The sequence below is a fragment of the Candidatus Pelagibacter sp. uisw_138 genome (assembly GCF_059512485.2).
On the sequence record NZ_CM183453.2, the window covers coordinates 546,703 to 569,622 of the forward strand.

The following is a 22,920-nucleotide window of genomic DNA, read 5'->3' on the forward strand; positions in this document are numbered from 1 at the left end:
TCGTAATGTTAAAATATATCTTTCAAATATTTCTTATACTTATTTTTTTTACACTATCAGCTAAATCTGAAAAATATAACAAAATTTTAATTAATGGAAATGAAAGAATTTCTGATGAAACTATACTTGTTTTTTCAGAACTCCCTACGGATAAATTTTTAGATGAGAATTCTATTAATCTTATTTTAAAAAAAATTTATGAGTCAGGCTTTTTTAAAGATGTTATTATTAGAATTGATAATCAAGATTTAATTATTGATGTTATTGAAAACCCCATAATACAAAGCGTTTTTATTGAGGGTATTAAGAGAAAAAAAACAGTTGAATCTTTATATGAGATTTTATCTTTAAAAAACAGGTCTTCATTTAATTCAAATTTAGTGAAATCTGATGAAGACGTTATTTTAAGTTATTTAAAAAATGAAGGTTATTATTTTTCAAGCATTATTTCTTCATATGATGCGCTTGGCAGCAATAAAATTAATCTTTTCTATAAAATTGATTTAGGTCAAAAAGCTAAAATATCTAGAATTTCATTTCTTGGAGATAAAAAATTTAAGAATAATACACTAAGAAATATAATTCTTAGTGAAGAGTATAAGTTTTGGAAAATTGTATCAGGAAAAAAATTTTTAAATGAAAAATTAATTAACTTAGATAAAAGACTGATGCAAAACTTTTATAAAAACAAAGGTTTTTACAAGGTAAACATAGATTCATCATTTGCTAATTACCTTGGTAACAATGAGTTCGAGCTCATTTTCAATATAAATTCTGGAAAAAAATATTATTTTAATGATTTAACTTTAAAACTTCCAATTGATTATGACGACAATAATTTTAAAAAATTAAATACAATTTTTCAAAATTTGAAGGGTGAAGCTTACTCCATAAATTCCATAAATAATATCTTGAATGAGATTGATCAAATTGTATTAAATGAACAATATGAGTTTTTAAATTCTACTGTTAATGAAGAAATTAATGATGATTTGATTGATTTAACTTTTAATATCAGTGAGTCTGATAAATTCTATATAGAAAAAATAAATATATTTGGAAATAATGTAACTCATGAAGAGGTTATAAGAAATGTACTAGCTATTGATGAGGGAGATGCGTTTAATGAATTACTACACAAAAAAACATTAAATAACTTAAATTTATTAAATTTCTTCAGCAAAGTTGAAAATAAAGTTGTTAATGGCACTCTTGCTAATCAAAAAATTATAAACATAAATGTCAATGAAAAGCCTACTGGAGAAATTATGGCAGGTGCAGGTGTCGGTACTAGCGGTGGTACATTATCATTCGGTGTTAAAGAAAATAACTTTCTTGGAGAGGGTATTGGCTTTGGTGCTGATCTGTCAATTGGTTCAGAAACATTAAAAGGTATCATTTCCGTAGATAATCCTAATTACAAAGGGTCAAATAGATCTTTAAATTTTTCTTTAGAAAGTAAGATTACCGATCATTTAACAAGTTTTGGTTATGAATCAAATAAGACTGGATTTACAATTGGAAGCGGATTTGAATATTATGATAAATTATCTTTAAACATAGGTGTATCCAGCTATGTTGAAAAACTAACTACTGACAGTACTGCATCGGCTAGTTTAAAAAAACAAGAGGGGTCATATTTTGACAACTATATTAATTATACCCTTGATTACGATACAAGAGATCAAAAATTTCAACCTACTGATGGATTTAGAAGTAGATTCACTCAAAATGTTCCATTAATTAGTGACGGTTATACTCTAACGAATACTTATGATTTAAAATTTTACAATCAATGGTTAGCTGAAAATGTATTATCTTATGGAATTTTTGCTAAAACAACAAATTCACTAGGAAACAAAGATGTTAAGTTGTCAGATAGATTATTTCTACCCGCGAATAGACTGAGAGGTTTTGAAAGTGGCAAAGTTGGCCCAAAAGATGGTGATGATTTTATCGGTGGTAATTATGCTTTAACATTTAATGCAGCCACTACATTACCTCAAATTTTACCCAATCTACAAAACACAAATTTTTCTATTTTTTTTGATATGGCAAACGTTTGGGGTGTAGATTATGATAATATCAAAGATGACAGTAAGATTAGATCATCTGCTGGATTAACAGTTGATTTTTTTACACCAGTAGGTCCTTTAAATTTTTCATTTTCTCAACCAATAACTAAAAGTAAAAATGATATAATTGAAACATTTAGATTTAATTTGGGAACTACATTTTAATGAAAATTTTCTTTACATATATTTTTACAATATTTATATTTTTTGTTAATCCTGTTAACTCTGAACAAAAGGTTGTTTTTATAGATATGGATAGAGTTATTTCGACATCAAATTCAGGTTCTTCAATTTTAAAACAGCTAAATGACCTTAATATTAATAATTTAAATTTTTTAAAAAGTGAAGAAAAAAAATTTAAAGAAAAAGAAGCAAAACTAATTTCTCAAAAAAATATTATCACTAAAACTGATTTTAAAAAAAAAGTTGATGAATTAAAATTTGAAATTGAAAATTATAATAAAAGTAGAAATAAAATGATTAAAGATTTTAATAAATCAAAAGTAAATAATACTAACAATTTTTTAAAATTAGTTAATCCAATCTTGGTTAAATTTTCGAAAGAGAAAGAGATATCAATTATTTTACAAAAAAAAAACCTAGTCGTTGGTGAAATAGAGCTAGATATTACTGATGAAATTATTAAAATTATAAATAAAGATATTAGTGAGTTTAAGATTAAATAAATGATTAAAGAAATGCTTGATAAAAAACAAATTACTAATTTACTTCCTCATAGGGAGCCAATGTTATTAATTGATGAGCTACATGATATTGAAAAACTGTCTTCAGCCACAGCTATTGTTTATGTTAAAAAAGATAGTTTTTTTGTGCAAGGTCATTTCCCTGATAATCCTGTTATGCCGGGTGTTTTAATAGTAGAAGCTTTTGGTCAGGCTGCTGCAGCATTAACAGCCCATGGTTTAGATAAAGAAACATATGATAACAAGCTAGTTTTTTTAATGGGCATAGAAAAAGCAAGGTTTAGAAACCCTGTAATACCAGATTGTAAATTAGAATTAAAAATTCAAGCGATCAGAACACACGGTAGGGTTTGGAAGTACAAAGGTGATGCTTTTGTCGATGGAAAAAAAATGGCTGATGCTCAATGGTCAGCTACTATCGTTGATAAGAAATAATCAGCAACAAATCTTGATAACACAGGTTAATTTGCTTTGGTAAAAAGGTTTTGATGATAAATCCTTTTTTTAAAAACAATGGTCCTTTTAAAATTTCAGATATTTTGCAACTAATAAACCTTGATGATCTTAAAATTGCTAATGATCTAAAAATTATTGATATCAAGGATTTATTTACATCAGAAATAAATGACATTACTTTTTTTCATTCTAAAAAATATAAAAATATTGCAAAAAATACTAAAGCTTCTTTTTGTATAACTACTGAAATTTTAAAAAATGAATTACCAAAAAGTTGCACACCATTAATAGTTGAGAATGTTTTGGTTTCAACCTCTAAAGTTACATCAAAATTTTATCCTAGTTCAATTAATGATAACTTTGATTATACAGCTAGAGATATAACTAAAACTAATTTTAAAGATAAAGTTAAATGTGGAAAAAATGTTTTAATTGGTGACAATATTACCCTTGGATCTAATTGTTTAATTGGACATAATACTATTATTGAGCAAAATGTTTCAATTGGTGATAACTGCTCAATAGGATCTAATGTTATTATAAGAAATACATTAATTAATAATAATGTTACAATTTTAGACAATTGCGTTATTGGTAAGCATGGGTTTGGCTTTTTTCCTATTAATGATAAAAATTTAAGATATCCACATATTGGAATTGTCATAATTGGTGAAAATTCTGAAATTGGATGTGGTTGCACTATTGATAGAGGATCTATGTCAAACACTTTAATTGGAAAAAATACATTTTTAGATAATCAAATTCATATCGCACATAATGTTAAAATTGGTGAAAATTCAATCATAGCAGGACAAGTAGGAATTGCTGGTAGTTCTATCCTTGGTAACAACGTTCGTATTGGTGGACAAGCTGGTATTTCTGGTCATCTAACTATTGGAAATAATGTAGAAATAGCAGGTGGAAGTGGTGTGATAAAAGATATCTCAGATAATTCAAAAGTTATGGGCTATCCAGCAAAAAATATTAGAGATTTTTTAAAAGATAATAAATGATACATAAAACAGCAATTATAGATTCTAAAGCTAAAATTAGTACGAATGTTAGCATTGGAGCTTACACTGTAATAGGTCCCAATGTTGAACTAGGGGAAAATTCTGTAATACAATCACATGTAGCTATCATTGGACATACCAAAATTGGAAAAAACAATAAGATTTACTCATTTGCATCAATTGGAAATGATCCTCAAGATTTAAAATTTAATGGCGAACAAACACAGCTTGAAATAGGTGATAATAATAAAATTAGAGAATATGTAACCATTAACCCTGGTACTGAAAGTGGTGGTGGATTAACCAAAGTAGGAAATAATTGTTTATTTATGGTTTCTTCGCACATAGCACATGATTGTTTAGTCGAAGATAATGTTATTTTAGCAAACAATGTTCCTTTAGGTGGACACGCACATATAGAAAGTAACGTGATAATTGGAGGTAATTCAGCTGTACAACAGTTCACTAGAGTTGGAAAATCAGCAATGATAGGAGGAATGTGTGGTGTTGTAAGAGATGTTATACCATACGGAATAGCACATGGTAATCGAAGTGTTCTACAGGGATTAAATTTAATAGGCTTAAGAAGAAAGAATATTCCAAATAAACAAATTATGAATCTAAGTGATGCATATAAAGAAATTTTTAAGGATGAAAACTTAACTCAAAATTTGATTAATCTAAATCAAGTCTTTAAAAAGAACGAGCTTGTACTAGAAGTAGTGAATTTTTTAGAGAAAGATAAAAAAAGACCTATTTGCACACCGTATTCAAAATAAAATGATTGGACTATTTTTAGGAGATACTGATTTTTCAGAAATTGTCCTTAAAAAAATAAAGAAATTAAAGAAAAAATATTTTATTCTTGATTTTTCAAAAAATAATAAATTCAAAAACAACACAAACTCTTACAGAGTAAGTATTGGCAAGTTTGGAAAAATAATAAATTTGATTAAAGAAAAAAAATCAAAAAAAGTTTTATTTGCGGGTAAAATTGTAAAACCAAAATTTACAACATTAAGATTAGATCTAAAGGGTTTATATTATATGCCCGGTATAATTAGAGCTGCAAAATTAGGTGATGCAGCAATTATTAAAGCTATAATAAAAATTTTAGAAAATGAAAATATAAAAGTTATTAGTTCTATCTTTTTTAACCCTGAATTAACTGTTAAAAGAGGTAACTATACTAAATTGAAACCTAATATCAGTGATAATAGTTCTATTAAAAAAGGAATTACTTACTTTAATAAACTAAATAACCTAGATCACATTCAAGCAGTGATTGTTAAAGATAATACTATTTTAGCAATTGAAGACCGACAAGGAACAAAGAAAATGTTATCAAAATTAAATAAAAAATCTGAAGGAATCTTGATTAAACTACCTAAAAACAAGCAAGATCTAAGAATGGATTTACCAACTATTGGTCTTCAAACTCTAAAAGATTGTAAAAAATATGGCTTAAAAGGAATAGTTTTAAAATCTAAAAAAAATATATTCTTAGATAAAGCTAAATGCATTAGTTTTGCTAATAAAAATAATATCTTTATTAAAATTATATGAAAAAAATTTTTGTTTTAACAGGTGAGCCTTCTGGTGATAAATTGGCGTCAACAGTTATTTCAAAACTTAAAAGAGATAATCCTGATATTGAATATTTATCAGTAGGGGGAATACATATTAAAAAATTAGGAATTCAATCTATTTTTGATCTCAAAGACATTACATACCTTGGCTTTACTAGCGTGCTATTTAATATCTTTAAAATTAAAAGAAAAATTAATAAAACTGTTGATGAGATTGTAAAATTTAACCCTGATATCCTCTTTAGTATTGATAGTCCTGATTTTACACTAAGAGTTGCTGAAAAGGTAAAAAATATTAATAACAAGATTAAGACAATCCATTATGTTGCTCCCCAGGTATGGGTTTGGAGAAAAAACAGAGTTAAAAAAATTAAAAAATTTATTGATCATATGCTTTTATTATTCAAATTTGAAAAAAAATATTTTGATGAAGAAAATATTAAGAATACCTTTGTTGGTCATCCTTTAATTGAAAAAAAAAATAATGTAATAACAACATTTGATAATTTAATTTCTAAAGATAAAAAAATTATATCTTTATTTCCAGGTAGTAGAAAATCAGAAACAAATGTTCTTTTGCCAATTTTATTAAATTTTATTGAATTGATGAACAAAAAAAATCTTAATCATTCATTTGTTTTTCATGCTACAGATGAAAATAAAGAATTTATTACTGGTGTGGTTAAAAATGCTAAATCAGATAATATAGATGTTATTTCAGATGAAAATATAAAAGATCAGGTTTTATCTAATTCAATTTTTGCTGTTTCTAAATCTGGAACAATTTCACTTCAAATTTCTAGTGCTAATATTCCTTCAATAATTATTTACAAATTAAATTTCATAAATTTTATGATATTTAGATTATTGGTTAATGTTAAGTTTGCAAATATCATTAATATTATTAATGACAAAGAGGTAATTCCTGAATTATTACAAAAGGAATGCAATGCAGAAGAGATATATAAAACTGTTACATATTTTCTTAAAAATCCAGAGTTAATTGAAAAGCAATTAATCGATTGTAAAAAAACTTTAGAGGGAATTAAGTCAAAATCTTCTTCATCAAGTGAAGCAGCTTTAATATTAAGTAATTATCTTATTTCCTAATCTACGTTCTACTTCCTCTTTACCTAGGGAAATTATTATATCATATAAACCAGGTCCAAATTTTGATCCAGTTAAAGCAACTCTCAATGGTTGACCTACACCCTTAAAATTAGTTTCATATTTTTTTATTAAATCATTAACTATGGGCTCAAGTGTTTTTTTATCTAATGTGTTTATTGAAATTAGATTTTCTTTAAACTCTTTAATAATACTTTTTGCTTTATCATTAATCAATTCTAAATCTTTATCTTCAAATTTTACATCATCAAAAATTATATATTTAGCGTTATTAAATATATCCTCCAATGTCTTTGCTTTGTTCTTAAGAAATGTTAATGAAGGTTTAATCTTAGCTTCTTTTTCTGATTTAATTTTTTCCTTATAAATTTTACAATATTTGACAAGATGATCGTAAAGTACATTTTCATCAATAGTTTTAATATAATGTTCATTCAGTGATAATATTCTACTCATATCTAGTTTTGATGGAGATTTACCAATCCCTTCTAAATTAAAGTGCTGAATGCTTTCCTCTAGTGTAAATATTTCTTTATCTTGATAAGACCAGCCTAATCTCAATAAGTAATTTCTTAAAGCATCGGGCATTATTCCTATCTTAGAATAATCATCTAATGTTGATGCATTATCTCTTTTTGATAGTTTCTTTCCTTCAATAGTATGTATCAATGGAATGTGAGCAAATAAAGGAATCTCCCATTTCATAGCTAAATAGATTTGCATCTGTTTGAATGTATTAATTTTATGATCGTCACCTCTGATTATATGTGTCATGTTCATTTGATGATCATCTACGGTTGCTGAAAGATTGTATGTCGGTGTTCCATCGTTTCTTAGAATTATAAAATCTTCTATTGTAGTATTCTCTATTTCAACATCTCCTTGCACCAAATCTTTTAGTATAGAAGTTCCTTCAATTTTACTTTTAAATCTAATTACTGGTTTGATATTTTTAGGGGCATCTGATTCTAGAAGATCTCTCCATTTTCTATTGTAAATATAGGGAAGCTTTTTTTGTCTTGCTCGTTTTTTTTGCTCTTCTATTTCTTCACTTGAACAATAACATTTATAAGCATGTCCATTTTTAAGTAATTCATTTACCACATTTATATGATCATCAATTTTAGTTGATTGAATATATTCATCACCATCATGTTCAATACCAATCCACTTTAAAGACTTAATAATTTGAATTTTATGTTTATCTTTAGATCTTTCTTTATCAGTATCTTCAATTCTAAGATGAAATGTTCCTTTTTTATTTTTTGAATATAGCCAGTTAAATAAAGCAGTTCTTACACCACCAATATGTAGAGCTCCAGTAGGTGAGGGAGCAAATCTTGTTGCTACATTTGACATCAATGTTTTTTAGACTATTTTCTTAGAAGTTTCTATATAAAGATACCAGAACACCTTGAACTTTTACCCTATCTGGACCAAATATTTTGGTTTCGTAGTTTCTATTGGCACTTTCAAGTGCTACTGTTTTTCCTTTTCTTCTAATTCTTTTCAACATTGCTTCGTGTTCATCTATTAAAGCTACAACAATTTTACCATTATCTGCAGTATCGGATCTCTTTATGATAACCGTATCACCCTCATTAATACCTGCTTCAATCATTGAATCGCCTTGAACTTTTAGACCAAAATATTGACCATTTTTTTCAAGGTTACTTGGAAGAGGTATTCGCGAAACTTCATTTTGTATTGCCTCTACAGGTGTTCCTGCAGCTATACTACCTAGTACAGGTATTTCCATTTCATTTAAGTTAGTATTATCTATATCTAGTCCACCCTTGATAACACTAGGTGAAAAGCTATTGTAAATATCATTAGCAGAAGCAGTTTCGGGAAGCTTTATAACCTCCAAAGCTCTTGCTTTATGAGCCAACCTTCTAATAAAACCTCTTTCTTCTAAGGCACTTATTAATCTGTGAATTCCTGATTTAGATTTTAAATTTAACGAATCTTTCATTTCTTCGTACGAAGGAGATACGCCTGAGGCTCTCAACTTTTTGTTGATGTATAAAAGCAGGTTTTTTTGTTTTTTAGTTAGCATAAGAACAAATAAAGTACAAAATCTGTTCTACAAGTGTTCTTCTAATACAGCAATAGCTAAAAAGTATTTAAAATAAAGGTTTATTTGACTAAAGAACTGAAAAAATTGAATTTTTATCTAAATTTTTTAAAAGTGATTCACCAATTAAAAAAGTTTTTATTTCTGTTTTGTTCTTTAAAGAAAGAAGTTCTTCTTTTGTTTTAATTCCACTTTCAGAAATTAAAGGAGAGGGGTGATTACTTAACACGCTATAGATATCATAAGTTGTATTAAGATCTGTTCTTAAAGTTTTGAGATTTCTATTATTTATTCCAATTAATGCTTCTTTAAAGTTAAGAGCTTTCTTTGCTTCCTCAACTGTGTGCACTTCAACAATTATTGACATATTAAGCTTCAGAGCTTCTTCATATAATTCATTAGCAAGGTCATCTGAGACTCCAGCTAATATAATCAATATTGCATCTGCCCCATAACTTTTGGCGAGAGGTACTTGAAACGTATCAATAAAAAAATCCTTACATAGAACTGGTAGATTTATTTTTTCTTTTACTTCACTAATATGGCTTAGCTTACCCAAAAAGAAATCTTCTTCTGTAAGGATTGATAAACATGTGGCTTTATTATTGTTATAGACTTTTGCTATTTCAATAGGGTTATAATTATTCATTATAACACCAGCAGACGGGCTTGCTTTTTTTATTTCTGCAATTAAAGAAATTTTATTTTTATCAACATTGTTTTGAATTTTATCTTTAAAATTTATAAATGATTTATTTTGATCTATTTTTTCATTTAAAGCATCTAATGAAATTGTTTTTTTTAATAAATCAATTTTTTCAATTTTTTTTTTAATAATTTCTTTTAGTACGTCTTTAGACATTTTGAATTTCCTTTAAGTCATTGTATGTTTTTCCTGATAAGATATGTTTTCTTGCTTCATTATACGCATCAATAAATACCGTATGTTTTTCTGAAACAATAAGGCCGGCTGCTGCATTTAAACAAACAGCTTTTGAAAAATCGTTATCCTCACCTTTAAATATATCTAGCATTTTATTCGCATTAAATTTTGCATCATCTCCAAGCAAATCTTTAAACTCATTTGCATCTATATTTAGTTTTATAGGGTCAATTAATATTTCAGAAATTTCACCATTTTTTAATTGAACAACATTAGTTTTTGAATAGGGTGATATTTCATCTAATCCATCTTCACTATTTACAATCCAGGCAAATTTAATGTTTAAATTATTCAAGGCACTAGCAAAAATTTTTAATAGCTTTTTATCAAAAACACCAACCACTTGTCTATCAACTAGTGCAGGGCTACTTAAAGGGCCAATCATATTAAAAATTGTTCTTTTACCTATCTTTTTTCTAATAGGTCCAACAAATCTCATTGCACTGTGATAATTGGGTGCATACATAAAACCAAAGTTATTTTTTTTAATTTGTTCCTCAATATCATTCGGCTCTAAATCTATTTTTATGTTTAAAGCTTCTAAAACGTCACCTGAACCACATTTAGAGGAAACAGCTTTGTTGCCATGTTTAGCAACTTTAATGCCCATACTAGATAGAAGTAGCGCTGATGCAGTCGATATATTCAGTGTATTCATGCCGTCTCCACCTGTTCCACATGTATCAATACAATCATTAATATTAACTCTTTTAGATTTATTTCTTAGTACATAAACCCCACCAGCAATTTCATCAGAGACCTCTCCTTTTGCGGAAAGTAGTGTTAAAAAATCAAATATTTCATTATCTGATGCTTTACCATTCATTAGTATTTCAAAAGCTTTTTTACTTTCATTAAATGATAAGTCCTGGTTATTTCTTAATTTATCTATGAAAATTTTCATTTGTTTTTGTAATTAATAAAATTTTTTAATATTCTAATACCAATGATAGTTTTTATACTTTCAGGGTGAAATTGAACACCGTGGATATTATATTCTTTATGCATTATACCCATAATAATTCCATCTTTTGTTTCAGCAGTAATTTCAAGTTGATCGGATAATGTTTTTTTATCAATTATAAGACTATGGTATCTTGTAGCTTCAAATTTAGAAGGAAGGTTTTTAAGAATACCTATTTTTTTTGATTTTATGACGCTAGTTTTACCATGCATTAACTTATTGGCTTGAATAATTTTAGAACCAAAAACTTGACCAATAATTTGATGACCTAAGCACACACCAAGAATAGGTATCTTTTTATAAAGTGCTTTTACTATTTTAATGCAATTCCCTGATTGATTTGGATTACCAGGTCCAGGTGATATAATTATTTTGTCATATTTATTTTTTATTATTTGTTTGTGAGTAATTTCATCATTTCTAATTACATCAACTGTAACACCAAGAGATGATACATAGTGATATAAGTTAAATGTAAAACTATCATAATTATCTATTAATATAATTTTCATTATTTTAATGCATTCATTAAAGCTTTTGCTTTATTTACAGTTTCTTCGTATTCTTTAATTGGACTACTGTCAGCTACTATCCCTGCACCAGCTTGAACGTAGAATTTTTTGTTTTTTGCAACAGCAGTTCTTAATGCAATACAAGTGTCAAACTCACCATTTGCAGAAAAATAACCTATGCCTCCAGCATAAACTTTTCTTTTAGTGGTTTCTAGTTCATCAATAATTTCCATGGCTCTAATTTTAGGTGCACCAGAAACAGTTCCAGCAGGGAATCCTGCAAGCAATGATTTAAATTTTGAAAATTTACTATTATAAACACCTATCACATTAGAAACGATATGCATTACATGTGAGTATTTTTCTATCATAAAACTTTCTGTCACTTTAACGGTTCCTATCTTGGAAACTTTACCAGCATCATTTCTCCCTAAATCTAGTAACATTAAATGTTCGGAAAGTTCTTTTTCATCTTTAAGTAAATCTTTTGCAAAAAAATTATCTTGTTTTAAATTTTTACCCCTAGGTCTAGTTCCGGCAATTGGTCTAACGGTAATTTTGTTATCTCTTAGTCTGACTAAGATTTCTGGACTAGCTCCTATTATCTGAAAATCTTCAAAATTAAAAAAATACATAAAGGGAGAAGGGTTAGTAATTCTCAGTTTTTTATAAATTTCTAGTGGTGTTTTGGATAATTTAGCTTCAAACCTTTGACTTAAAACGACTTGAAAAATATCTCCAATTTTTATGTATTTTTTTGCTTCATTAACCATTCTTATAAACTTATTTTTTGAAGTGTTAGATTTTACTTTAATATTAGTTTTTGTAATACTATTAGAATTATTTCTTATAAGAGAGGCCTTTGTTAATAGGTCATTAATTTCATTCTCAATTGTAAAATATTTTTTTTTATAATTTAGAATCTTTTCATCATTGAAAATATTAATAATATAGAAAATCTTTTTTTTTAAGTTGTCGTGAATAACCAATGTTCTTGGTCTTAAAAGTCTAACATCAGGTAGCTTTAAATCATCCTTACATTTATTAGGAATTTTTTCTACATATCTAATAGAATCATAAGAAAAATACCCTGATATTAAAGAACAAATTGGTGGTAGACCTACTGGTGTTTTGAACTTAAATTCTTCTATTATTTCTTCTATAATTTTCTCTGGAGCACCTTTTATTTTTTTTTTAATGTTATTAGTAGTAAGGTAAGAATTTTTATTATTAAATTCCCAAATCTTATCTGGGTTTTTGCCAAAGATGGTATATCTCCCTCTTATCTTACCTTTCTCAACTGACTCAAAGATAAAACTATTTTTTTCCCTTAGAAAATTATCAATTAAGTTTAAAACTTCCTGATCATTTCGTACTTTTTGAGAGGTATATATGATTTGATTTTTGTTTCTTGAGTGTTGAAACTTAAAATCTTTAAAGTTTCGATTAAGCATCATCTGAAGTAATTTTTTACCCTATCAAGAGTTTTTTCATTAACTATCACCTTATATTTATTGTTTAAAAGGTAATCATATGATTTTAATATTCCGTTTCTATTTTCTGCACTAGCTTCGTTAGAGATTGCATTAAATATATTTGAATCTGGAGAAATTTCAGTATCTTCAAGTTTCATAACCTTAGCTATGAATATGTTGTCTTCTCTATCAGCAATTAGAGTAAATGTATTAATTGGTAGTGTGTATAAAATTTTAACAGAATTATTTTCAAATTTATTGATGTCCTTAATTGAGTTTAATTGAGTTTTTTCAACTTCACCATTCCCAAGTTTATCAAATGATGATTGGTTAAATTCATTTTTATCTAATTGGTTTAGTATATCTTTATTAAATTCAAATTTTTCTTTTTGAAATAGAAGGTTTGTTATTTGTTTTACAAATCTTTCATCATTTAAATTAGGCAATTTTTGAATAACATTATCTATTTGATAAAAGATGAATGTTCCATTGTCTTCAAGTATTTCAATCTTGTCTTTTCTAGAATTATAAATTTTATTTTCAATCGTCTCCTTATTTTCTAAATTAATATAATCTTTTTTTGTAATCACATTGACATTTAATTCATTTGTAATTGTCTTAAAATCTATGTTTTTAGATATCTTGTTGTCAATTTCATCAATTGTATCAAAAAAAGCCTGATTAAATTCATCTACACCCAATAAGTTTTTAGGCGTTATTATCACATAAGAAAAATCAATATAATCTTGCTTAAGTTTTTCTGAATTTTCGTCAATAAAAATTTTAATTTCCTGATTGGTAAATTCATCCACTTTTTTATAAAATCTATTTAATTTAATAAATTCAATATCTAATTTTCTATTGTTTTCTATAAAATATTTATTAGTTAAAAAGTCGGGAGATTTCGCTCCACCACTTATATATGTAAATAATTCTTTTTGTAGAACGTTATTCTTTAATTTTATTTCATACATCGCTGCACTCATACTATTTGTAAGTAAAAACTTTTCATAAAAAGTTCTTTGAAAATTACCATTTTCATCTAGAAAGTTTTTATTTTTCTTAAGAGTTTCTACAATTACTTCATCTGATATAACTAGGTCTAAATTTTTTATTTCAAGTTCAAGTAAAGTCATTGAAACCATAGAAGACAAAAGCTCCTCAATTACATTTTTATCGATATTCTCTTTTATTACTTGCTGACTTAAGCCAGATTGATTTAGGTAATCCATGAAATCTTGCGTAGAGATATTAGTGTTATTTATTTTAGCTATATTATTTTGATTTCCAGTACTAAATCCTCCACCAAATCCACCAAAGCCAAAAGCTATTATAATAACAAAAATCAGTATCAAGCCACCAATCTTTTTTTTTGTAAAATTTTTAAATGGATTTATCATTACATTATTAATTTATTGATCTTTAAAATATCAAGCTATAGATTAAATTTTTCATTATGACAAATAAATATATGTATTTTGTAGCCAATTGGAAAATGTATGGGAATTTATCTTCCTTAAATACATTGGATAAAGTTATTAAATTTTCAAAATCTAAAGAAATAAAGGGAGGTAGATTAATTTATTGCCCTCCAAATACTTTAATAAGTTCTTTTTCAAAAAAATTTAGTAATTGCCAAATTGGTATTGGTGGACAAAATTGTCATGAAAGTAAAGATTATGGTGCTCACACAGGTCATGTTAATTCCCGTATGTTAAAAAATATTGGTGCACATTTTGTAATCATTGGTCATTCAGAAAATAGAGAACAGGGTGAAAGTGATAAACTAATTAATCTAAAAATTAAAAGTGCTCTTGAAGCCAAATTAAAAGTTATTTTTTGTATTGGTGAAACTTTAAGTGAAAAAAGAAAAAAAAAGACGTACTCAATTTTATCTAAACAAATTAAAATCGGTTTAAAAAATATTAAAAATAAATCAAATATTTTTCTAGCTTATGAACCTGTTTGGGCTATAGGCAGCGGTCTTATACCGAAACCTCAAGATCTTTTTAAAACAGTAGAATTCATTAAAAGTAAATTTAAAGATAAATTACCAAAAGTTTTATATGGAGGTTCTGTAAATCCCCAAAATATAACAATCTTAAGAGAAATTAATAATATTGATGGTTTTTTAATTGGTGGAGCATCTCAAAATACTAAAAAATTTATTGATATAGTCAAAAAAACATATAGTTAACCCTCATGGAAAATATTCTATTAGTAGTCAACTTAGTACTAGCAACAGTACTTGTGCTGTTGATACTAGTCCAAAAATCTGAAGGTGGAGCACTTGGTATAGGTGTTTCTCAAGATAATTTTATGCTTTCCAGATCTGCTGGTAATTTTATGGGCAAGGCTACAGCAGTAGTTGCAACTTTATTCATAATTTGTAGCTTAGCTTTAACAATAATTTCTAGAGGTGAGTTAACACCTACATCTTCCGTATTGGATATCATTGAAGAAAAGTCTAGTGATACACCTTCAATTCCTGAAAACAATAATTAATCCTTTTAAACTCATTAATTAATCGCTATAAGATAATACCATGGCGCGATATATTTTTGTAACCGGCGGTGTGGTTTCTTCATTAGGAAAAGGTCTTTCTTCGGCTTCCCTTGCATACTTATTACAATCTAGAGGTTTTAACGTACGTTTAAGAAAATTAGATCCTTATTTAAATGTTGACCCAGGAACGATGAGTCCGTTTCAGCATGGTGAAGTTTTTGTAACAGATGATGGTGCAGAAACAGATTTAGATTTAGGTCATTATGAAAGATTTTCTGGAATATCTGCAAAAAAATCTGACAATATTACAACTGGAAAAATTTATAGCGATGTTTTAAAAAAAGAACGTAAAGGAGGATACCTTGGAAAAACAGTTCAAGTTATCCCACATATAACTGACCGTATTAAAGATTTTATAAAAAGTGACACATCAAAAGAAGACTTTGTAATTTGTGAAATTGGTGGAATAGTGGGTGACATAGAAAGCCTCCCATTCGTTGAAGCTATTAGACAATTTTCTAATGATGTAGGAAAAAAAAATGCTTTATTTATTCACTTAACTCTAGTTCCGTACCTTAGAGCTTCAGATGAAATAAAAACAAAACCCACTCAACACTCTGTAAAAGAATTAAGAAGTCTTGGTATACAGCCAGATATTATTATTTGCAGATCTGAAAGGGCCATACCTTTGGAGCATAGAAAAAAAATATCCTTGTTCTGCAATGTTGGAATTGAAAATGTAATTCAAACTGTTGATGTTAGAACTATTTACGAAGCACCGATTAGCTTTAATAGAGAAAATTTAGATAAACAGGTACTTGAATATTTTAAAATAAAATCCAGAAAAAAAGTTAATTTAAATCCCTGGAAAAAAATCACTAAAATTGTTCTGCATACAAAAAAATCAATCAATATTGCGATCATTGGAAAATATGTTGAACTTAAAGACGCTTATAAATCACTAGACGAAGCCTTAACTCACGGTGGTATTGAGAATAATTTGAAAATTAATTTAGTGAGAATAGATTCCGAAAACTTAAAAATTTCTGAAATTAAAAGCAAGTTAAAAGGAGTTTCTGGAATTTTGATACCAGGTGGATTTGGGAAAAGAGGAACTGAGGGTAAAATAGAAGCAATTAAATATGCTAGAGAGAAAAAAATTCCTTTTTTTGGAATTTGTTTTGGAATGCAAATGGCTATTATTGAATTTGCAAGGAATAAGTTAAATATAAAGAAAGCTACATCAAGTGAGTTTGGATCTGGAGGAACACCAATTATTGGATTAATCTCTGAATGGAATAAGGATGGTAAATTAATTAAAGGAACGGATAAAGATCTTGGTGGTACCATGAGACTTGGTCTTTATGAGGCCAGATTAAAAGAAAATTCATTGATTAGAAAAATCTATAAATCTAAATCAATTCAAGAGAGACACAGACATAGATACGAGGTTAATATTAGCTATAAAGATCAATTTGAAAACAATGGCCTTATCTTTTCAGGATTATCTCCAGATAAAAAATTACCAGAGATTATTGAGCTAAAAAACCACCCATGGTTTATAGCTGTCCAATTTCACCCAGAATTTAAATCTAGACCTTTAGCACCACATCCTTTATTCTCATCATTTATCAAGGCTGCTAAAAATCATAAATGAAAAATATAAAAGTTAATTGTGGAAATATAGAAATTTCAAACAATAATAAAATTTTTATTATTGCTGGCCCATGCCAACTTGAGACCGAACAACATGCCATGGATATGGCAGGTAAGATTAAAGAAATTACTTCTAAGTTTAATATGGGTTTTGTTTACAAAACATCTTTTGATAAAGCTAATAGAACAAGTTTAAAAGGCCAAAGAGGTATGGGTCTTGAACAATCTTTACCTATTTTTGATAAGATTAAAAAAGAATTAAATGTTCCAATATTAACTGACATACATAATGCTGAACAATGTGCAGTGGTAGCTCCTCATGTTGATGTATTACAAATTCCTGCATTTTTATGTAGGCAAACAGATTTATTAATTGCTGCTGCCAAAACTGGGAAAATTATAAATGTTAAAAAAGGTCAATTCCTTGCACCATGGGATATGGTTAATGTTACAAAAAAAATTGCTGACTCAGGTAATAATAATATTTTAGTTACAGAAAGAGGGGCCAGCTTTGGTTACAATACCCTTGTCTCTGATATGAGGTCTTTACCTATAATGGCAAAAAATGGTTATCCTGTTATTTTTGATGCCACACATTCAGTCCAACAACCTGGAGGTTTAGGCGAGACCAGTGGTGGTCAAAGAGAGTTTGTTGAATATTTAGCAAGAGCTGCGGTCGCAGTTGGTGTTGCGGGTGTTTTTATTGAAACACATCAAGACCCAGATAATGCTCCATCAGATGGACCTAATATGGTTCCACTAGATAAATTAGAAAAATTACTATCTCAATTATTTGAAATAGATAATCTAATTAAAAAATAAATGAGTAAGATTTTAAAGATAAAAGCTCGTCAAGTCTTTGATAGCCGCGGAAACCCAACAATTGAAGCAGAAGTTTATTCAAAAAATTTAAGTGCCTCAGCTATTTGTCCCTCAGGTGCTTCAACTGGAACTTACGAAGCATTTGAAAAAAGAGACAACAATAATAAAAAATATTTAGGTAAAAGTGTTTTAGGTGCAGTCAATTTAGTTAATACAAAAATTTCAAAAAGATTAAGAGGTGCAAATATTCACGACCAAACACGTATTGATACAATCTTAATCAATCTTGATGGCACCCGCCAAAAAACAAGTTTAGGTGCTAATGCTATTTTAGCAGTTTCTATGGCTGCTAAGAAACTTTCTGCTAAAATTAAGAGAGTTCCTTTATATAAAACTTTTTTAGTAAAAAATAATTACAGATTACCTTACCCATTAATGAATATTATTAATGGTGGAGCGCATGCTAATAATGGATTAAGAATTCAAGAGTTTATGATTAGACCTGATAAAGCTAAAAACTTTTCAGAGGCAATGAGAATATGTTTTGTTATAATTAATAATTTAAGAAAGCTGATTATAAAAAAGGGTTTATCAACCTCTGTAGGAGATGAGGGGGGCTTTGCTCCAATGATTAGTAGCAATGAAAAAGCTTTAGATTTAGTCGTTGCTGCAATTAATAAGTCTGGTTTTAAAAATGGCAAAGATGTTTCGATTTGCTTAGATGTTGCAGCAAATGAATTAATTAAAAAAGATAAATACTCTATTCATTCAAAAAAATTTGTTTCGGTAGATCAATCTATTAGAGAATATAAAAAAATAATAAATAAATACAAAATCAAATCTATTGAAGATCCATTTGGAGAAAATGATTGGGTGGCATGGAGTAAATTAATGAAAAACACTCAAAATGTACAAATAGTAGGAGATGATTTGTATGTAACTAATTTAGAAAGACTTAAAAAGGGTTTCTTAAACAACTCGTCAAATTCGATATTAATTAAACTTAATCAAATTGGTACGGTATCTGAAACACTTGAAGTTATTAAGTTTGCACAAATTATCGGTTATAAAACAATAATTTCTCATAGATCTGGAGACAGTGAAGATACTTTTATAGCAGACCTTGCCGTAGGTACAAATTCAAATCAAATCAAAACTGGTTCTCTAGCTAGATCTGAACGTGTTGCAAAATATAATCAATTATTACGTATAGAAGAAGAGCTTGGAAAAAAAGCATCAATGAGTAAAATTCATTAATGCTGGGAAAATTAAAAAAAAATTATTTTTTATTGATCTCTACTTTTTTAATACTTTATTTTTTCTTTAACCTTCTAGATGGTGAAAGAGGTCTTTTTTCTTATTTCAAAAAAAAAGAAATTTTATTCAATCTAAAAATTGAAGAAGCTAATTTATCTAACAAAATCAAAGAGCTTGAATTTAAAAATTCTCTATTAAGTACTAAATTAGACCTAGATTATGTCGAAACCTTAATCAGAGAAAAATTTATGTTTGGCAAAGAAGGGGAGACCCTCTATATAATTAAAAAGAATGACAATTAAACCAAGACACCCAGAAAAAGTTAATAAACCTGTAAATCCAATTAAGAAAAAACCTGATTGGATAAGGTCTAAATTAACTAACAGTAAAGAATTCTTCTTAACCAAAACTATTGTTAATCAAAATAATTTAGTAACAGTTTGTCAGGAAGCTAATTGTCCAAATATTACAGAATGTTGGAGTAAGCGTCATGCTACATTTATGATTATGGGTGATACCTGTACAAGAGCATGCGCTTTTTGTGATGTAAAAACTGGCAAACCTGGAAAACTAGACTCATTTGAACCCGTTAAGATTGCTGAAGCTGTAAAAAAATTAGATTTAAAACATGTTGTAATTACTTCTGTTGATAGAGATGATCTTCAAGATGGAGGATCAAATCATTTTTATGAAGTAATTGATCAAACAAGAAAAAAAAATCCTAATACATCAATTGAAGTTTTAACACCTGATTTTCTTAGAAAAGGAGATGCTTATAAAAAAGTACTAGAAGCTAATCCGGATGTTTTTAATCATAACATTGAGACAGTGCCTAGACTTTATTTAAAAGTAAGACCAGGCTCTAGATATTTTTCATCATTAGAGCTTTTAAAGAATGCAAAGTTAGTTAATAAAAATGTTTTCACTAAATCAGGTTTAATGGTTGGATTAGGTGAGAATAAAGAAGAGATTGTTCAAGTCATGGATGATCTAAAAGCAGCTGAGGTAGATTTTTTAACCATTGGTCAATATTTACAACCATCTGTAAGACATCACCCTTTAGACCGCTATTACCATCCAGATGAATTTAAAGAGTTAGAAACTATTGCAAAATCAAAAGGATTTTTATTAGTTTCATCGACACCTTTAACTAGATCTTCGTACCATGCAGATGAAGATTTTGCTAAACTTCAACAAAATAGAATTAACAATCATTAATGCCTAAGGCATCAGTTAAAAGAAACATAAATAAAAAAAAAGATAAACTTATTGAGTTTGTTTTAGATATAGAAAAATATCCAGAATTTATTCCTTTTTGCTTAGACTCGAAAGTTTATGATAGAAAAGAAAAAAATAATCAAATCTTAATAATAGCAGATTTAACAATCGGAAAGGGTCCCTTTAGCGACACTTATAAAAGCGATGTTAGATTTAATAAAAAAGATGATACGATCAATGTTACTAATATAGATGGCCCACTAAAGCACTTGCAAAATAATTGGAAATTTGTAGAAAATAATAACATGACGGAAGTTTATTTTGATGTTGATTTTGAAATTAAAAATAAGTTTTTAAATTTGTTAATGGAAAAATCATTTGAATTTGGCTTAAATAAAATTGCTGATGCTTTCCAAAAAAGAGCCGAAAAAGTATAAAAAAATTGTAAAAGATTGTTCAAATTAAAGAACTAACAATATCCAAAGCTCTTTTAACTGATGCTTTCTGAATTAAGTTTCTTGTTTTTTGTTTAAAAATATTTTTAGTTATTATTAATTTATTAGATCTTTTTACCCCAATATAGACTAGTCCGACTGGTTTTTTTTTAGTACCACCATTAGGACCCGCAATGCCAGTGACAGATACATTTATTTGAGCTTTAGATATCTTCGCTAAATTCTTAACCATAGCCTCACAACATTCAGCACTAACAGCTCCGTATTTTTTTATAACATTTTTATTTACTTTTAAAATATCGATTTTTGCTTGGTTAGAATAGGTAATAAGACCTATGTTGAATATTTTAGATGCACCATTAATAGAAGTAATAGATGCAGCTAACATCCCCCCTGTGCAAGACTCGGCAAAAGATATTTTAAGTTTTTTTTTGATTAATTTTTTTACAATATTTTTCATTATAAAATATAGCTTTTTAAAATCATGAAACACACAAGGGTTAGGACCACATAAAAACCAGCACAGATATCATCCATAATTACACCAAAACTATTCTTAAAGTTTTTATCAAAAAAGCTTACGGGAAATGGTTTCATGATATCAAAATATCTAAAAAGGACAAAAAATAGGGCATAATAAACGATAGCTTCACCCGCATCTTTTGTTGTTCCATGGGATATCTCATAAAGATATATAGGAATTGATTGACCTAAAAATTCATCAATTATGATTTCACCAGGATCCTTATTTTTATTATTTTCTATATGACTTGAAACGGCATAAAATGAGTAAATAAATATTATTGTTAACCCAACTAAAATTATATTTGGTGAAATATTTAAAGTGTGGAATAGATAATAAAGAATAATTATAGTTGCTAAAGACCCAAAAGTTCCAGGCATATATTTAATTTTACCAAGACCAAACATTGTCACAAATAATGAGTTGAAAGATTTAATCATTTTTAATAACTGAGGCTATTACTTCGCAAGCTATTGCTTTTTCCTTACCAATCACACCTAATTTTTCAGTTGTTTTACCTTTTATATTAATTTGAGCAGGAGAAATATTACAGATTTTTGCGATGCAATTCGTTATTTGTTTTTTGTATTTTTGAATTTTAGGTTTTTGAGTAATGATATTAATATCGAGGTTATTTATTAGATAACCTTTTTTTATAGTTTGCTTAATTATTTCACTTAATAGAATGGTAGATCTAATATTTTTAAATTTCTTATTCTTATCTGAGAATTTTTCACCAATATCACCCATAGAGCAAGCTCCGAGAATTGCATCAGTTACAGCATGTAAAACTGGATCTCCATCTGAATGACCCAATGTACCAATAGATGAGGGTATTTTAATTCCACCTATGTAAAGCTTCTTATTAGGAACCAACCTATGAACATCAAAACCTAGTCCAAATTTTATTAAGTTATTAAAATTAATATCTGAATTTATTGTAATTTTATTATTAGTAAACTCACCTTTAATAATTTTTATTTTTTTACCAGCTCTTACAAATAAGTTGGCATCATCAGTAACATCTTCACTTTTATTATTTTGAAGTGCAAAAAGTTTTTTATAGTTAAATGCTTGAGGTGTTTGTATTAAGTAAATATCTTCTCTTTTTAAATTTTTAACAATATTTGAAGTTTTTTGTTTAACAGAATCTGCTGTTTGAATTGCAGGAACTACACAATCATTTGTTTTTAATCCATCCATCAATTTCTTTAAAAGTTTTAGAGAAAAGTTTGGTCTTGCAGCATCATGAATTATTACATTTTTAAAATTATTTCTTTTAATACGTTTTAAGGCAATGTAAGCAGACTGTGCCCTTGTTTTACCACCATTAATAATACTGATATTTTTGATGTTAAGTTTTTTGATATAATTTTTATGTTTTTTATTTATTACAAGAACAATTTTATTAAACCTATTAGATACTTTAGCTTTATCAATTGAATGCAATAATAAAGGCTTACCCTTATAATCCGTGTATGGTTTTGGAATATTTGAATTAAATCTTTTACTTTCGCCACCAGCAAGTATTATAAAGCAACTATTCAT

Annotated in this window: 25 protein-coding genes; 15 read left to right on the forward strand and 10 right to left on the reverse strand. The window is 27.6% G+C overall.

What is annotated here, in order from left to right:
- Positions 1 to 5 precede the first annotated feature (5 nt).
- The 7 genes from bamA to lpxB are packed head-to-tail and all read left to right on the forward strand — an operon-like array spanning position 6 to position 6,947.
- Positions 6 to 2,240 carry an outer membrane protein assembly factor BamA gene (bamA, locus tag AC5YGC_RS02850; protein ID WP_496140143.1) on the forward strand — a complete coding sequence of 745 codons (2,235 nt, stop codon included), beginning with the start codon at positions 6 to 8 and terminating at the stop codon, positions 2,238 to 2,240.
- The gene (locus AC5YGC_RS02855) at positions 2,240 to 2,761 is read left to right on the forward strand and encodes an OmpH family outer membrane protein (RefSeq protein WP_496140144.1); all 522 of its coding nucleotides are present in this window, start codon (positions 2,240 to 2,242) and stop codon (positions 2,759 to 2,761) included. The genes bamA and AC5YGC_RS02855 overlap by 1 nt, the downstream gene beginning before the upstream one ends.
- A 12-nt stretch (positions 2,762 to 2,773) precedes the next feature.
- Positions 2,774 to 3,214 (forward strand): 3-hydroxyacyl-ACP dehydratase FabZ, encoded by a 441-nt coding sequence (gene fabZ, locus AC5YGC_RS02860; RefSeq protein WP_496140307.1) that lies wholly within the window; start codon positions 2,774 to 2,776, stop codon positions 3,212 to 3,214.
- A gap of 53 nt (positions 3,215 to 3,267) precedes the next feature.
- Entirely contained in the window at positions 3,268 to 4,248 is a 981-nt protein-coding gene (lpxD, locus tag AC5YGC_RS02865) for a UDP-3-O-(3-hydroxymyristoyl)glucosamine N-acyltransferase (RefSeq protein ID WP_496140145.1), read from the forward strand.
- Positions 4,245 to 5,027, forward strand: a complete 783-nt coding sequence (gene lpxA / locus AC5YGC_RS02870; RefSeq protein ID WP_496140146.1) for an acyl-ACP--UDP-N-acetylglucosamine O-acyltransferase — start codon at positions 4,245 to 4,247, stop codon at positions 5,025 to 5,027. Before lpxD ends, lpxA begins: the two co-directional genes overlap by 4 nt.
- A 1-nt stretch (position 5,028) precedes the next feature.
- On the forward strand, positions 5,029 to 5,814 hold the full coding sequence (gene lpxI / locus AC5YGC_RS02875; RefSeq protein ID WP_496140147.1) for a UDP-2,3-diacylglucosamine diphosphatase LpxI domain-containing protein: 786 nt from the start codon (positions 5,029 to 5,031) through the stop codon (positions 5,812 to 5,814).
- Positions 5,811 to 6,947, forward strand: coding sequence for a lipid-A-disaccharide synthase (gene lpxB / locus AC5YGC_RS02880; protein WP_496140148.1), 1,137 nt, complete (start codon positions 5,811 to 5,813; stop codon positions 6,945 to 6,947). The genes lpxI and lpxB overlap by 4 nt, the downstream gene beginning before the upstream one ends.
- On the opposite strand, the gene gltX is transcribed toward lpxB, so the two are convergent.
- The 7 genes from gltX to AC5YGC_RS02915 all read right to left on the reverse strand — a co-directional run bounded on the left by gltX (position 6,924) and on the right by AC5YGC_RS02915 (position 14,336).
- The gene (gltX, locus tag AC5YGC_RS02885; protein WP_496140149.1) at positions 6,924 to 8,324 is read right to left on the reverse strand and encodes a glutamate--tRNA ligase; all 1,401 of its coding nucleotides are present in this window, start codon (positions 8,322 to 8,324) and stop codon (positions 6,924 to 6,926) included. The two genes, lpxB and gltX, sit on opposite strands and share 24 nt — an antisense overlap.
- Before the next feature lie 22 nt (positions 8,325 to 8,346).
- Positions 8,347 to 9,024: a transcriptional repressor LexA gene (lexA, locus tag AC5YGC_RS02890; RefSeq protein ID WP_496140150.1), complete on the reverse strand. Its 678-nt coding sequence runs from the start codon at positions 9,022 to 9,024 to the stop codon at positions 8,347 to 8,349.
- Positions 9,025 to 9,112: 88 nt separating this feature from the next.
- Complete coding sequence (locus AC5YGC_RS02895; protein WP_496140151.1) at positions 9,113 to 9,904, reverse strand: indole-3-glycerol phosphate synthase TrpC; 792 nt, start codon at positions 9,902 to 9,904, stop codon at positions 9,113 to 9,115.
- The gene (gene trpD / locus AC5YGC_RS02900; RefSeq protein ID WP_496140152.1) at positions 9,897 to 10,889 is read right to left on the reverse strand and encodes an anthranilate phosphoribosyltransferase; all 993 of its coding nucleotides are present in this window, start codon (positions 10,887 to 10,889) and stop codon (positions 9,897 to 9,899) included. Before trpD ends, AC5YGC_RS02895 begins: the two co-directional genes overlap by 8 nt.
- Positions 10,886 to 11,461 carry a glutamine amidotransferase-related protein gene (locus tag AC5YGC_RS02905; RefSeq protein ID WP_496140153.1) on the reverse strand — a complete coding sequence of 192 codons (576 nt, stop codon included), beginning with the start codon at positions 11,459 to 11,461 and terminating at the stop codon, positions 10,886 to 10,888. The genes trpD and AC5YGC_RS02905 overlap by 4 nt, the downstream gene beginning before the upstream one ends.
- Positions 11,461 to 12,915, reverse strand: coding sequence for an anthranilate synthase component I (gene trpE / locus AC5YGC_RS02910; RefSeq protein WP_496140308.1), 1,455 nt, complete (start codon positions 12,913 to 12,915; stop codon positions 11,461 to 11,463). Before trpE ends, AC5YGC_RS02905 begins: the two co-directional genes overlap by 1 nt.
- Entirely contained in the window at positions 12,915 to 14,336 is a 1,422-nt protein-coding gene (locus AC5YGC_RS02915; RefSeq protein WP_496140154.1) for a SurA N-terminal domain-containing protein, read from the reverse strand. Before AC5YGC_RS02915 ends, trpE begins: the two co-directional genes overlap by 1 nt.
- Positions 14,337 to 14,392: 56 nt before the next feature.
- Between AC5YGC_RS02915 and AC5YGC_RS02920 the strand changes: the two genes are divergently transcribed.
- From AC5YGC_RS02920 to AC5YGC_RS02955, 8 genes are read left to right on the forward strand one after another with little or no spacing between them, the layout of a single operon-like run.
- Positions 14,393 to 15,133: a triose-phosphate isomerase gene (locus AC5YGC_RS02920; protein WP_496140155.1), complete on the forward strand. Its 741-nt coding sequence runs from the start codon at positions 14,393 to 14,395 to the stop codon at positions 15,131 to 15,133.
- Between the two features lie 5 nt (positions 15,134 to 15,138).
- Positions 15,139 to 15,441, forward strand: coding sequence for a preprotein translocase subunit SecG (gene secG / locus AC5YGC_RS02925; RefSeq protein ID WP_415314295.1), 303 nt, complete (start codon positions 15,139 to 15,141; stop codon positions 15,439 to 15,441).
- A 40-nt stretch (positions 15,442 to 15,481) separates the two neighbouring features.
- Positions 15,482 to 17,098, forward strand: a complete 1,617-nt coding sequence (gene pyrG / locus AC5YGC_RS02930) for a CTP synthase (RefSeq protein ID WP_496140156.1) — start codon at positions 15,482 to 15,484, stop codon at positions 17,096 to 17,098.
- Positions 17,095 to 17,919, forward strand: a complete 825-nt coding sequence (kdsA, locus tag AC5YGC_RS02935) for a 3-deoxy-8-phosphooctulonate synthase (RefSeq protein ID WP_415314297.1) — start codon at positions 17,095 to 17,097, stop codon at positions 17,917 to 17,919. Before pyrG ends, kdsA begins: the two co-directional genes overlap by 4 nt.
- Positions 17,920 to 19,176, forward strand: a complete 1,257-nt coding sequence (gene eno / locus AC5YGC_RS02940; protein WP_415315897.1) for a phosphopyruvate hydratase — start codon at positions 17,920 to 17,922, stop codon at positions 19,174 to 19,176. It begins immediately after the preceding gene.
- Entirely contained in the window at positions 19,176 to 19,478 is a 303-nt protein-coding gene (locus AC5YGC_RS02945; RefSeq protein ID WP_415287017.1) for an FtsB family cell division protein, read from the forward strand. Before eno ends, AC5YGC_RS02945 begins: the two co-directional genes overlap by 1 nt.
- Positions 19,468 to 20,394 carry a lipoyl synthase gene (gene lipA / locus AC5YGC_RS02950; RefSeq protein ID WP_496140157.1) on the forward strand — a complete coding sequence of 309 codons (927 nt, stop codon included), beginning with the start codon at positions 19,468 to 19,470 and terminating at the stop codon, positions 20,392 to 20,394. The genes AC5YGC_RS02945 and lipA overlap by 11 nt, the downstream gene beginning before the upstream one ends.
- Positions 20,394 to 20,831, forward strand: coding sequence for an SRPBCC family protein (locus tag AC5YGC_RS02955; RefSeq protein ID WP_496140158.1), 438 nt, complete (start codon positions 20,394 to 20,396; stop codon positions 20,829 to 20,831). The genes lipA and AC5YGC_RS02955 overlap by 1 nt, the downstream gene beginning before the upstream one ends.
- Before the next feature lie 19 nt (positions 20,832 to 20,850).
- On the opposite strand, the gene AC5YGC_RS02960 is transcribed toward AC5YGC_RS02955, so the two are convergent.
- Genes AC5YGC_RS02960 through ispD form a run of 3 tightly spaced genes read right to left on the reverse strand, consistent with a single transcriptional unit; the run spans position 20,851 to position 22,920 of the window.
- Positions 20,851 to 21,342 (reverse strand): nicotinamide-nucleotide amidohydrolase family protein, encoded by a 492-nt coding sequence (locus AC5YGC_RS02960; protein ID WP_496140159.1) that lies wholly within the window; start codon positions 21,340 to 21,342, stop codon positions 20,851 to 20,853.
- Complete coding sequence (locus tag AC5YGC_RS02965) at positions 21,309 to 21,812, reverse strand: phosphatidylglycerophosphatase A (protein ID WP_496140160.1); 504 nt, start codon at positions 21,810 to 21,812, stop codon at positions 21,309 to 21,311. The genes AC5YGC_RS02960 and AC5YGC_RS02965 overlap by 34 nt, the downstream gene beginning before the upstream one ends.
- Positions 21,805 to 22,920 (reverse strand): 2-C-methyl-D-erythritol 4-phosphate cytidylyltransferase, encoded by a 1,116-nt coding sequence (ispD, locus tag AC5YGC_RS02970; protein ID WP_496140161.1) that lies wholly within the window; start codon positions 22,918 to 22,920, stop codon positions 21,805 to 21,807. The genes AC5YGC_RS02965 and ispD overlap by 8 nt, the downstream gene beginning before the upstream one ends.